The sequence below is a fragment of the Mesorhizobium sp. M1A.F.Ca.ET.072.01.1.1 genome (genome assembly GCF_004023325.1).
Classification (GTDB): Bacteria; Pseudomonadota; Alphaproteobacteria; order Rhizobiales; family Rhizobiaceae; genus Mesorhizobium.
Window position 1 is genome coordinate 1 of the sequence record NZ_RZSF01000224.1, and the last position, 11,439, is coordinate 11,439.

12 protein-coding genes and 1 pseudogene are annotated in these 11,439 nt (G+C 61.9%); 3 read left to right on the forward strand and 10 right to left on the reverse strand.

The window, feature by feature from the left end; translation table 11 throughout:
- The 6 genes from EOA32_RS25430 to ligD (EOA32_RS39325) all read right to left on the reverse strand — a co-directional run.
- The coding region (locus EOA32_RS25430) for an IS66 family transposase (protein WP_128373195.1) at positions 1-1,629 on the reverse strand (1,629 nt) is incomplete at its 3' end.
- 93 nt (positions 1,630-1,722) lie between these two features.
- The gene (gene tnpB / locus EOA32_RS25435; protein ID WP_281015287.1) at positions 1,723-2,037 is read right to left on the reverse strand and encodes an IS66 family insertion sequence element accessory protein TnpB; all 315 of its coding nucleotides are present in this window, start codon (positions 2,035-2,037) and stop codon (positions 1,723-1,725) included.
- A 29-nt stretch (positions 2,038-2,066) separates the two neighbouring features.
- Positions 2,067-2,474 (reverse strand): transposase, encoded by a 408-nt coding sequence (locus EOA32_RS25440; protein WP_128373188.1) that lies wholly within the window; start codon positions 2,472-2,474, stop codon positions 2,067-2,069.
- A gap of 63 nt (positions 2,475-2,537) precedes the next feature.
- Complete coding sequence (locus tag EOA32_RS25445; RefSeq protein ID WP_128373189.1) at positions 2,538-4,238, reverse strand: DNA polymerase/3'-5' exonuclease PolX; 1,701 nt, start codon at positions 4,236-4,238, stop codon at positions 2,538-2,540.
- A 93-nt stretch (positions 4,239-4,331) separates the two neighbouring features.
- Positions 4,332-5,093, reverse strand: coding sequence for a non-homologous end-joining DNA ligase (ligD, locus tag EOA32_RS39320; protein ID WP_210214844.1), 762 nt, complete (start codon positions 5,091-5,093; stop codon positions 4,332-4,334).
- A complete protein-coding gene (ligD, locus tag EOA32_RS39325) occupies positions 5,008-6,168 on the reverse strand; it encodes a non-homologous end-joining DNA ligase (RefSeq protein WP_210214845.1) in 1,161 nt (386 codons plus the stop codon). Before ligD (EOA32_RS39325) ends, ligD (EOA32_RS39320) begins: the two co-directional genes overlap by 86 nt.
- 465 nt (positions 6,169-6,633) lie before the next feature.
- On the opposite strand from ligD (EOA32_RS39325), the gene EOA32_RS25455 reads away from it, so the two are divergent.
- The 3 genes from EOA32_RS25455 to EOA32_RS40105 all read left to right on the forward strand — a co-directional run bounded on the left by EOA32_RS25455 (position 6,634) and on the right by EOA32_RS40105 (position 8,748).
- Complete coding sequence (locus EOA32_RS25455; RefSeq protein ID WP_066998571.1) at positions 6,634-6,855, forward strand: DUF768 domain-containing protein; 222 nt, start codon at positions 6,634-6,636, stop codon at positions 6,853-6,855.
- Between the two features lie 1,274 nt (positions 6,856-8,129).
- Positions 8,130-8,321 (forward strand): hypothetical protein, encoded by a 192-nt coding sequence (locus tag EOA32_RS25460; RefSeq protein ID WP_128373190.1) that lies wholly within the window; start codon positions 8,130-8,132, stop codon positions 8,319-8,321.
- Between the two features lie 133 nt (positions 8,322-8,454).
- Positions 8,455-8,748, forward strand: coding sequence for a PilZ domain-containing protein (locus EOA32_RS40105; protein ID WP_128373191.1), 294 nt, complete (start codon positions 8,455-8,457; stop codon positions 8,746-8,748).
- A 232-nt stretch (positions 8,749-8,980) separates the two neighbouring features.
- On the opposite strand, the gene EOA32_RS25470 is transcribed toward EOA32_RS40105, so the two are convergent.
- From EOA32_RS25470 to EOA32_RS25485, 4 genes and pseudogenes are all read right to left on the reverse strand, one after another.
- On the reverse strand, positions 8,981-9,256 hold the full coding sequence (locus EOA32_RS25470) for a hypothetical protein (protein WP_128373192.1): 276 nt from the start codon (positions 9,254-9,256) through the stop codon (positions 8,981-8,983).
- Between the two features lie 631 nt (positions 9,257-9,887).
- On the reverse strand, positions 9,888-10,337 hold the full coding sequence (locus tag EOA32_RS25475; RefSeq protein ID WP_128373193.1) for a pyridoxamine 5'-phosphate oxidase family protein: 450 nt from the start codon (positions 10,335-10,337) through the stop codon (positions 9,888-9,890).
- Positions 10,338-10,623: 286 nt separating this feature from the next.
- A pseudogene (locus EOA32_RS25480) lies at positions 10,624-11,067 on the reverse strand (phosphoribosyltransferase family protein); the annotation flags it as partial.
- Positions 11,068-11,110: 43 nt separating this feature from the next.
- The coding region (locus EOA32_RS25485) for an aminotransferase class I/II-fold pyridoxal phosphate-dependent enzyme (protein ID WP_128373194.1) at positions 11,111-11,439 on the reverse strand (329 nt) is incomplete at its 5' end.

Here is an 11,439-nt window from a genome sequence, read left to right on the forward strand (position 1 = left end):
TATCCGATGGTTGCGCCGAGGTGTTGCGGCCCAACAGTCGGCACTCGCGAATCCTGGAGGTTCGGGCGCAAGGCATCCGCTGCGCCGACTACCAAGGTTGCGTCGTGGCCCGGGAACACCGCTTACGATGCGGGCGAGCACGTCGGCGAGCCAGGCCTGTGGGTCGATGTCGTTGAGCCGAGCGGTTGCGATCAGCGTATACATGATGGCGGCGCGATCGGCGCCGCGCTCGGATCCTGCGAACAGCCACGCCTTACGGCCCAGCGCCAGACCGCGCAGCGCGCGTTCGGCGGCATTGTTCGTCAGGCAGATGCGCCCGTCTTCGAGGAAGCGGGTGAACCCTGCCCAGCGCTTGAGCATGTAGTCGATCGCCTGGGCGACGGGTGCATGTCGCGAGAGCTTGGCACGCTCGCCACGCATCCACTCTTCCAGCTCGGCGACGAGCGGAACGCTCCGTTCGGTCCTGACGGCTAGGCGCTGCGCGGCAGCCAAGCGCAAGATGTCGCGCTCGATGTCGAACAGGACATCGATGCGTTTGACGGCCTCGAAGGCGATCGGCGAGATCGGCGGCGCGGTCTTTCCTCGGCGCGCATTGGCGGCGATGTCGGCAAGCACGAAGAACTTGCGCCGCGCATGACTCCAGCACAGCGCATCCGTCACCGGACCGGGCTTCCGGTCGGGAAGGTAAAGCCGGTTGTAGCCGGCATAGGCATCGGCCTGCAGAATGCCGGTGAACTGCTTCAGGTGCCGTTCCGGATGATCGCCCGACCGGTCGCGCGAGGCATGGAACAGCGCCGCCGGCGGCGACGTGCCGCCGAAGGGCCGGTCGTCGCAGACATAGACCCAGGCCCGGCCGGTGTCGGTCTTGCCCTTGGCCAGGATTGGCACCGTGGTGTCGTCGCCGTGCAGACGCTCTGCCGAGAGCACATGGTCCTCGATCAGCGCATGCAGCGGGCGAAGCGCCGACGCGCACGCGCCGACCTGATCGGCCAGCGTCGACAGGCTCAACTCGACGCCTTCGCGGGCGTAGCGTTCGCTCTGCCGGTTGAGTGGCTGGTGTTGGCCGAACTTCTCGAACAGCACCATGGCAAGCAGGTTCGGACCGGCAAAGCCGCGCGGCGTGACGTGGAAGGGTGCTGGCGGCTGGGTGATCGCCTCGCATTGCCGGCACGAGAACTTCTCGCGTACCGTCTGGGTGACCTTCCATTGGCGTGGGATCACCTCAAGTGTCTCGGTGACATCCTCGCCCAGCTTCGACAGCCTGGTCGAGCCGCAGCGAGGGCAACTCTCGGGAGCGGCGATCACAACGCGCTCGCGCGGCAGATGCTCGGGGAACGGCCTGCGCGACGGGCGCCGGCGCTCGAACGACTTCACTGTCGTGGCAGGCGACGCTCGCTCGGCGACGAGTTCATCCTCGGTGGCGTCGGCCTCCAGATCTTCGAGCTGCATCTCCATCTGCTCGAGCAGCCTGGCCTTGCGCTCCGAACGGCTGCCATAGAGTTCACGCCTGAGCTTCTCGATTTCCAGCTTCAGCCGCGCGATCAGCGCCGCCGTCCCGGAACTGACCGCAGCCGCACGGGCGGCAAGGGCCTCGGCCTCGATGCGCGCGGCTCGCTCCGCGAGGATCATCCCGTGGGCGGCGGCAAGGTCGGAAGGGAGCGATTCGGCAGCGGACACCGGGCGATGGAATCACATCCACCACCACGTGCAAGGCCAAAATCGTCAGCCAGTCGCCGTCGGTCGCCAGGTCTTCTGCGGCATGCGCCAATCAATGCCTTCGAGCAGATAGCCGAGCTGTGCCGACGTAATCGTTACCACGCCGTCAGCCGCCGACGGCCAGATGAAGCGGCCGCGCTCGAGCTTCTTCGAGAACAGGCAGGCGCCTTGGCCGTCGTGCCAGAGAACCTTGATCAGATCGCCACGGCGGCCGCGGAAGACGAACAGGTGCCCACCGTGCGGATCACGCTTCAGCGTCTCCTGCACCACCAGCGCCAGGCCTGGAAAGCCCTTCCTCATGTCGGTGTGACCTGTCGCCAGCTACACCCGCACGCCGCTCGGAACCGGGATCATCGGGACCCGAGCGCATCCAGAACACGCCGCAGAGCCTCACCATCCACATCGCGGTCGACGCGGACGCGGCGCTCGCCGCCAAGCTCGATCTCGATGATGCCGATGCCGCTCTTACGCCGACGCCGGCCGGGGGACGCGGATGATGCCGGCGTCTCAACGGCAGGCGGCGCAGTAGCAGGAACGATCTCGACCGGGACCAATTGCGAGGCGCTCGCATCGACCCGCTCGCAAAGATCCTTGCGCCACCGGAAGAGCTGGCTGACGTGAATGCCCGCCGACCGCGCGATCTCGGACGCCGACACGCCCGGCTCGAAGGACGCCGCAACCAGACGCTCCTTCTCCTGACGCGGCCACCGTCGGCGTCTCTCGACCGACGTGATCACCTCCACACGCGGCATCGTCATAGGGCTACTCCTAGGATTATCCCTAGGACTTCCGACGTTCGCCCTCAGCCTGCAAGACGGCCTTCACCGGAGGGATACAGATAAGCGACGCTTGCCACCGGTCTTGAACTCGCGCTTGCGCTTTGTAAGGTACGCAAGCAGAGCCGCCAAACCCATCGCGTTGAGAATCCGCGTCCTAGGAACGCCCCCCTTGCGCGCCATCTCGACACCCCAATGCATGTGGTCGAGTTCGCGGATTGAATGCGCGTCCGGATTGATGCTGAAGATGCAGCCGTAGTCGAGTGCCTTCTGATGCCACCGCCAGTCGAGATCGAGCCGCCACGGATGCGCATTGATTTCGACAGCGACGCCATATCTCGCGCACGTTCTGAGGACTTTGTCGACGTCCAGATCATAGCCGGGGCGACGCAACAGCTGACGACCGGTCATGTGTCCGATGATCGTCGCGAAGGGGTTCGCGATTGCCTCAATGACACGATCCGTCTGCTCTTTCTTCGACAACTTGAAGCGGCTGTGCACGCTCGCGACAACGAAATCGAACTGCTCCAAAACGTGGTTCGGATAATCAAGCGAACCGTCGGCCAGGATGTCTGCCTCGATGCCCTTGAGGATACGGAATTTTCGCCCAAACTTCTTGTTCAGCCGATCCGCTTCGCGGTGCTGTTCAGCAATCTCCTGCAATGTGAGGCCGCCCGCGTAGTGCGCAGACTGCGAGTGGTCGGCGACACCATAGTACTCGAACCCGCGCTTACGGGTCGCTTCAGCCATTGCCTCAAGCGTCTCGGTGCCATCGGATGCGGTCGTGTGAGAATGCAGGATGCCATGCAGATCTTCATCCCGGACGAGGGTAGGGAGTTGCCGCCTCGCTGCCCGCTCAATCTCGTCCCTGCCTTCGCGCAGTTCAGGTTCGATGAACTGCAGGTCCAATGCTTCGTAGATTTCCTCCTCTGTCACTGATGCGATCAGCTTTCTGGCCCGGTAGAGCCCATCGGGTTCGAGGGCGAACCCTCTCTCGGCCGCAAACATCCTCAATTGCTCTAGATGAGCCGCGGAACCGGTGGCTTTGAGGAAGCTCGCGCCAAAGTGCTTCTTGTCCGTTACGACAAGCCTGAGGGTGGACTGCTCGATTTCGGCCCGCTTCTTCCCCTGCGCGACCAGCGCGAGGTCGGCAACAAGTTCGCAACCACGTCGGAAATCACCGGCGATTTCCACCCGCGAAAACTCGGGGTGCTCCTGCTTCACCGACAGGACCGCATGCTCAAGAAGAGCGGCGGCCTTGTGCAGGTGAAGCTGTGTTTCGCCGCTTCGAGCGATAGCCAGGTTCTGCAGGATTTTCGTCTGAAGCGAAGCGCCGAGGCCTTTGACTGGCCGGATGCGGTCTGCCCTAGCCGCGGCTTCGAGCTCAGCCAGCGAGTTCACGCCGAGCGCCTGATGAAGCTTCAGGATCTTGTCGGGCCGAAGCCCAGGTATGGCAAACAGCTCCATTACACCCGCCGGCACCTCCTCGCGAAGCTTCTCAAGGCGTGGATGCGTGCCCGATTCGTAGAGCTTGCGCACAATGTCTGCGATAGCGTCACCGATCCCCGGGATCCTGGTGAGGGCGCCGGCGGCGATGATCCGGTCAAGCGGCTGCGACAGTGCAGTCAGACTATCGGCCGCGCGTAGGTAAGCCTTGGTGCGATAGGGATTGCCCCCGCGCAGCGACGAGCGATGTGCGTATTCCCTTAGGAGACTGGCGACGGTCCTTGAATCGGGTTTTGCCATTGTCGAGGCAAACGGGGCCAATCTCCGCAGGTTCCAATCAGGCAAGGGCAGCGAAGAACTCGATGCGTGCTGCCGTTTTCCGGGACTGGGGCGCTACAGATTCGGCAACGATTGGTCGGCGCGACCCCATTCCGCCAGAGCTTTGTAGGCTGCGCGTTTCTTCAATTCAGGAGCGTCGCCGACGTGGAAATGCGATGGTGCATCAATCGTCTTCATCTCCGCCCAGGTGATCGGCGCCGCGACAGGCGCGCCCGGTCGGGACCTTGCGCTGTAGGGCATGATCGCGGTCGCCCCGCGCTGGTTGCGCAAATAGTCCACAAAGATGCGACCCTTCCGGCGCGCCTTCGACAGCGCGGCCGTAAAGTGGGCCGGATCGCTCTGAGCGACCGCTTGAGCGAGACGAGATGCGAAGTCTTTCACTTGCGGCCATTCGGCCTGAGGGGTGAGCGGAGCGATTACATGCACCCCTTTGCCTCCCGTCAGCATCGGGAAGGTCGCAAGTCCCAGCGATTTCAGAATATCACGAAACTGGAAGGCAGCCGCGCGGACAGCTTCGAAATCGAGACCCTCATCGGGGTCGAGGTCGAACACAAGGCGGTCGGGCTTTTCGACATCCTCGATCCGAGCTCCCCACGCATGCAGCTCGATCGTTCCCATCTGGACGCAGGTCATCAGCCCATTGGCATCGTCGACATACAGGTATGGCTCCTCGTGGCCGTCCTTTTCGGTGATACCCACTTGGTGGACTTTGTCGCCGAAGCTCCCGGCATCATGCTTCTGGAAAAAGCACTTCTTGGCACGGCCCTGCGGGCACCGAACCAGACTGATCGGCCGACTGCCAACCCAGGGCAGCATGATCTCCGCGACGGCCGCGTAGTGGTCCGCGAGCTGGCCCTTGGTTGATATTGGACTCCGGATAGATCACGCGGTCACGGTTGCTGATGGCGATGGTGTGCGCCGGCGACGTGGTCAGATTGGCCGTGCGACGTTCCGTCTCCAGAACGACCGCCTCCGGATTCTTGTCTTCGCGCAGACCGAGGTAGCTCGGATGTCTCAATGTTCCTTCGTTTGTCATCTCGGTGAAGGCAATCTCCGCGACCAGCTTGGGCCGAAGCCAGTGTGCTCCGCGAACTTCGGCTCGCGGCGCCTCGACGCTCGCGGCCTTCTGCTCGAGCGGTGCCATGATCTTCATGAGACGGAAAAGTTCAGCCGTATCGAAGCCGGTGCCGACTTTCCCGGCATAACGCAGTTTGCCGCCATCATGCACCCCGAGGATCAATGACCGGAACGCGCGGACCTTATCGGACGGCGTCCAGCCGACAATCACGAATTCCTGCCGCTTGATGCACTTGATCTTGAGCCAGCTTCCGCCGCGGGCTCCCACATAAGTCGAATCGGCGAGTTTCGAGACAACTCCCTCGAGACCGGCCGCGCAAAAGCGATCGAGCAGCTCTTCTCCGCGACCGAGGATATGATCGGAGTAACGAAGGACTGGGTTGTCCGAGGGCAAAATTGCCGCCAGCTTCTCTTTGCGTTCAAGGAGGGGACGCCTGGTGAGATCTTCACCGTCGAGCTGAAGGAGGTCGAAGGCATAAAAGTCGATGGTGGCTGGCGCACCCTTCAATGCGTTCTGAAGCGCCTGGAAGTTTGATCTTCCGTCGGCATCGACAACGACGGCCTCGCCGTCGATCAGGGCGGAGCGGACTTGGAGCTTGCGGGCGTCCGAAAGAATCGAAGGAAAACGCTGAGACCAGTCCAGGCCAGATCGCGTGTAGGCACTCGCTTCGCCACCGCCGACGGCAACAAGAATGCGATAGCCGTCATATTTCCTTTCGTGGATCCAGCGATCGCCGGCAGGGACAGTATCTACGAGCGTTGCGAGCTGGACGGGCCGAAAAGTGGGAAGCGCTAAATTGGTTCGGTCACGCATAGACGACTTCGCTTGAGGAGCGCTCGACCCAGGGATTGTCTTACGCGACGTTGGCTTGACCACTCTCACGCACCCCAAACCCGAGACGAAATGGCTTAATGGCGTCCAACGCGCGATTGCTGCTTTGGTTTCGTTCCGAGGGGTGGAGCTTGTCTCCATTGTTGCCGAGTCCGTGTGCCTGCCGAAGCCCGCAGTCGGTATCGTTGCCCGAGACGGCAAGTATGCGGACCGACCATCACACTTCGGAAGCAGCTCCGCGACCGACTGCATCAGCTCGTGCAGAACTCCAGAGTGGCGCCTCCCGCCGATGCCCCCGGCCATCATCGACCCGACGGTTGAATGGGTGAAACCGGGCAGGATAACAGTCTGGGTCCGCCATCTTAGGAACAGCCAAAGCTGCGGCATGGTGCCGTACAGGGCATCAGCGAGGAAGGAACCTAAAGCCGCCTTCCGGCTTCTCTCGCCATGACCACGCGCGGGATCAATTTCTTAGACCGGTGGATGGCGGATCACCTGCCGAATGCGATCACGGACGATTCAATGGCCATCGTTTACCTCGTCGAAGAGGCCCTGAAAGCTGCTGAGCGAGAAGGCATTAGCCCCGACGAGATCAGCGAGGAGGTTGGCACAGTCTTCGAAGTGATCCTCGATGCGATGCAGAACCGAGAAGGCGGCTTGGCGGCCTGAGGCTCCTGTGGAGCTATGCGTTGCATTAGGAAATGTTAATGTCGGCCGCTGCAAAGGCGGCGCATAATGCCGACCTGCCCCGGCTCGCAACACGGGGTAAGAGGCTCGGCCTGCCCCGCTCTAGTCGTCCCCCGACTTCCCCGCTCGCAGGCCGGGTCGCCTCAGCTTCAACTGATGGGTAAACTGCAATCGGAGCGGCTCGCCAGGGTCGACACCCGGTTACATTCCATAGGTCACTTGAACACGTACCTGTTAAACCCCGTCTGCCTCATGCGTGACCCGGATCCAGCGCTGTTCGTCACCGCCTACGTTCGTGACCTCACTGCCCGTGGCCGTTTCGGCTGCCACCCATGGAGTATTTGCACTGACGGTACGACTACTCACAACGCTCTCCCCATCCATCTCTTCCACGCGATAAACCTTCATGTGCGACCTCTGCTCTATTCATCCCGTATCTGAACAGAGATCCAGGAAGCTTAGTTCCTGGACGAAGCGGCGACCCGAAGAGCGCGGGTCAAAAGACGATGCCCGTCACCCCAGGCAACGGGATGGCGGGCATCGATCTAGCGGTTGCCGACGAGGAAGGTGGCGCATTTCCCCGCCGGTTCCATTCAATGCTATCGCGAGGATTTAGTTTCAGCGTAGGGACCAAAGCGTCAGACCATCCGACTTCGGTCGCATCGGAACATTCCGCCAGTCGGCAGGTTTGGCTTCGCGGCGCGATGCCAGCAGAGGATCGCGCCATTGGGTAGCAGAGACCCCTGGAGCGCCGCTTGTTCCCTCAGCGAGCGGGCTCTTGGTCTTCTGATCTCGAAAACCAATGTCGTCCAGATGAGCGACGGCTGGACCCCGCAACAGCCGATCAACGCGGGCATGTTCTTCACAGCGGGTGCCTCGATTGCAATAGTCATCAGAAGCTCGATCTGCCGGCGCTACGCGATCGCGTGGGCGCTGCTGCGCCAGCGATGGAATGGGACTTGTGGCCAAAGATGAAATGCGCCGTATGCGGCGGAAGGCGCATCGCACCTGACCTATTCGCCTGACACCAGCCCGAAGGACCTCAACAAAAGCCGCCGGTGAGGAAGTCCTAGGAACCTTTGTCCTTTGTCGCAGTTCGGCATCTAAGCGGCGCTGTTATAGCGACGCGTCGGGATGGCACGTCGGCCTTATTTGGAACGGGCTGACTCCTCAGAGGAGACCCGACAAAAGAGCCCGTCCCTCACGCCGGCGGGCTCTTTCGATGCATTGGCGGCGCTTTATTGAAGAGCTTTCCGATGAACAGCTACACCGTTGAAACGATGTTGGGAACGGATGCAGTCTCTATTGCCTACGCGAGGACCAATTCGCCGAAAGAAGCCGCTGAATGGGTGACCGGCCGCAACGTACAGGACCGACGAGACGAGGCCCAATGGGTTCGCGTAACCGACGACACCAATCGGGTGATCTACAAGTTTGCCTACAAATAGGAAAAGGACCGCCCCCGACACCCAGCCTGACGAGGGGATTGTAAGCAGGTTGGGCGCTCTATGGTCCCGCCCTGCTTGAGCCCATAATTTTCGGCTCGACGGAGCGCTGGAAGGCCGTTCACGTTATAAGCCTATGGAAACCCCACCTCCAGACGCTCCCCGTCGAGTACATCGCCCGCGCGTGCTGAAGGGCGCAACGATCATCACGAGTTTCCAAAACTCGGAAATCAGCTGCTCTCTACGCAATCAGCACTCCGAAGGAGCCGAACTGAGGTTGGCCGCAGACATTCAGATTCCAGCACGCTTTCTGCTCTACGTTCCCGTCGACGGGATCGCTTACAAAGCTGTCGTTCGTTGGCGAAAGAACGACCGCGTCGGCGTCGAATTTGAGGGTACCGAGCCAAAGCCGAAGTTCCATTACGGTTGAATGCCGAAAGCAGCAAGAGACTTGGCCCGGCTGACCGGGCTATTCCTTTGCGGAACATCGCGACGGGCAAGCAGTTAGAAATTCGGCGGCACGGTTCGTCCTCGCCGGTCTGGCCGAGCCGCTTAACGGCCAGCAACGGAGCCCGCTCGACAGCCCTCACGAGCGGGCTCTTCCAATTCCGGCGGTCCAGATGACGGCAGCATATACCAGCGGTGCTGGACGCCATCATTCATCACGAAGGCGGGGCACCGGAATAGCCAGGCAGGGAACGGCGGGCATCTAGCTCTTTTCTCCTGCCGACGCGGCTTACGGTTTGCTTCCTCTCCATCGTGGCAACCAGCGCCGCCTCGTCTGTCGCCCCGTTCTGGAAGGCCGCGATCAACAGGCTGGCCAGCCATTCCCTTTCGGCGGCATCCGCACTTGCCGGTAAAAGCTTCTCGAGAATCCTTTCAAGCATCGTTATGTCTTCGGGTTCGAGATACTCTTTGGCCGAGAATCCATCGGGCACTCCCCAATAGGAACCTCTGCGGCCCGGCCCGCTTAATCTAGGTGACACAGGATATCGCGGGTCGGGCCACCCCACCGCTTGGAGGTGGGGATTTAATTCTGCATCCATATTAGCGGACTCGCAACTTTCGCTGTTTGCGACTGAAGTCCGATGTTCCCGTGCATTAGTCGGGTCAGCCGCCCGACTGGAACATCGTGACGGGCAGGCGGTTATTTGATTGGACGGCACGGTGTGTCCTCCCAGTCTATCCGTGCCGTCTGATAGGCAAGCAACGGAGCCCACTCGACCCTCCCTCAGGAGTGGGCTCCAGCCGTTCTGGCGAACTGGATCTTCGCTGCCTACATCGCCACCATGAGCACCGGCTGGACCCTTCAAAGAGCTGATCGAGGCGGGTATGTCCGTCACGGCCGGATGCCTCGACTGCCACCGCTCTCAGCGGCTCGATCTAGCGGTGTAACGCGACCGCTTCGGCGCTGATGCGCCCGCCATGGAGTGGGATCTTGCCGAAGATGAAGTGCGCCGGTTACGGCGGCGAGCGTGTCACGCTGACCTATTCACCCGACACCAGCCCGAAAGACCTCAAGGGCCTCGCGACGCTGGTGCTCCGCCCAGTTTGGTTGGTCCGTTTGGATCAGTTGTCACTCGCCTCGCGCCCAGAGACGTGGGCGATAAATATCCGGAAGAAAACATGCGGCAGGTCGGCAGCGGCTTGCGGCGCACCTGGCTTTACCGCGCCCGGTTCCCACCAATCCGCATGCCTGCTGAGCAGGGCCCAGGCGTGGTCGCGCTGGAGCTTGTGTCCGACGCGGTCCGGAAGTTCCTCATAGCGCCCGTCGACAACCACGCTCTTCCAGCTTCTGGCGGTGCCCCGCTCATCGACTTGGACCGAGACGAGCGGATTGCTGCGCATCCAATCGATCTTCTTGCCCAACATCGAGAACGCATAGAGATGATTGTCCGAATGGGCATAATAGAGCGGTACGATGTAAGGCTGTCCGTCTTTTGCGCAGGCCAGCCGAGCGAAGCGGTTGGCCGTTAGCAGCTTTGTACATTCCAGCGTGGCAAGTGTGCGGATGAGCATGGGCGTCTCCTATTCCTTCGCGGTCGCGGTGTCCCCATCTGCGGCCGCATCGCCATCTCGCCTCGGATTGCCGCGTCGACCGGTGTTCTGGACGCGCGTGGCCTCGTCCCAGATGGCAATCACGTCGTCGTCTGAGAGCTGAGGAAACTTGAGGCAATTTTTGGCTGAGCGCCCGGAAATGCGCCGGTTCGCTGAGGCAAACGGTCCAGTCGGCTTCGTAGGCAAGATCGGTCAACGTCTCTGGCGGTGCCACGGGGAGGGCTACGACGATTTGCCGAGGTGAACGTCTCTTAAGCGCGCGGATCGCGACTTTCATCGTCGTCCCGGTGGCCGCGCCGTCGTCAACGATGATCACCGTCTTGCCGCATATCTCCAAAGGAGCGCGCTTGCCGCGATATGCGGTACGGCGTCGCTCGAGCTCCGGACGTTCCTTTGCGACCAGCACCCGAAGTTCGTCATCGCCGAGCGAATAAGCCTCCACGACGTCCCGGTTGAGCACCACGTCCGGCGGATCGCCATCAACGATTGCGGCGGCTGCCAGTTCCGGATTTCCCGGCGCTCCGACCTTCCGCACTATCGCCAGATCAAGTGGTGCCTTGAGGGCCTTTGCGATCTCGACGGCGACCGGTACGCCGCCCCGTGGCAATGCGAGCACGATCGGGTTCTCGAGCTGAAGCTTTTCCAGTTCGGCCCCGAGCTTTCGTCCCGCCTCCTCGCGATCGCGAAACATTGGCCATTTCCTCCTCAATGAACGTTACCCGATCGGATGCTTGCTACCCGCCTGATTTCGGCACCAGGAGTGGAATAATCCGGTCGCTCTTGGCGACGGCCGGGCGGCCGGAGGCGGCATAGGGGATGCCGAGCGCGTCCCAGGTCTCGACCAGCGCGTCCTGCAGTTCGGCGATCAGCGCGTCCGAATGGAAAGGTGTCGGCGTGATGCGCAGCCGTTCGGTGCCGCGCGGCACCGTCGGATAGTTGATCGGCTGGATGTAGATGCCGTGGACGCCAAGCAGGCGGTCGCTCGCCATCTTGCAAAGCTCGGGATCGCCGACCAGCACCGGCACGATATGGGTGGCCGATTCCATCACCGGCAGCCCGGCCG

What these genes read in the sequence shown, in the direction of transcription:
- EOA32_RS25440 (WP_128373188.1), bottom strand. Translation starts at nt 2,474, where the DNA reads ATGACGATGCCGCGTGTGGAGGTGATCACGTCGGTCGAGAGACGCCGA.
- EOA32_RS25445 (WP_128373189.1), bottom strand. Translation starts at nt 4,238, where the DNA reads ATGGCAAAACCCGATTCAAGGACCGTCGCCAGTCTCCTAAGGGAATAC.
- ligD (WP_210214844.1), bottom strand. Translation starts at nt 5,093, where the DNA reads ATGCTGCCCTGGGTTGGCAGTCGGCCGATCAGTCTGGTTCGGTGCCCG.
- ligD (WP_210214845.1), bottom strand. Translation starts at nt 6,168, where the DNA reads ATGCGTGACCGAACCAATTTAGCGCTTCCCACTTTTCGGCCCGTCCAG.
- EOA32_RS25455 (WP_066998571.1), top strand. Translation starts at nt 6,634, where the DNA reads ATGACCACGCGCGGGATCAATTTCTTAGACCGGTGGATGGCGGATCAC.
- EOA32_RS25460 (WP_128373190.1), top strand. Translation starts at nt 8,130, where the DNA reads ATGAACAGCTACACCGTTGAAACGATGTTGGGAACGGATGCAGTCTCT.
- EOA32_RS40105 (WP_128373191.1), top strand. Translation starts at nt 8,455, where the DNA reads ATGGAAACCCCACCTCCAGACGCTCCCCGTCGAGTACATCGCCCGCGC.
- EOA32_RS25475 (WP_128373193.1), bottom strand. Translation starts at nt 10,337, where the DNA reads ATGCTCATCCGCACACTTGCCACGCTGGAATGTACAAAGCTGCTAACG.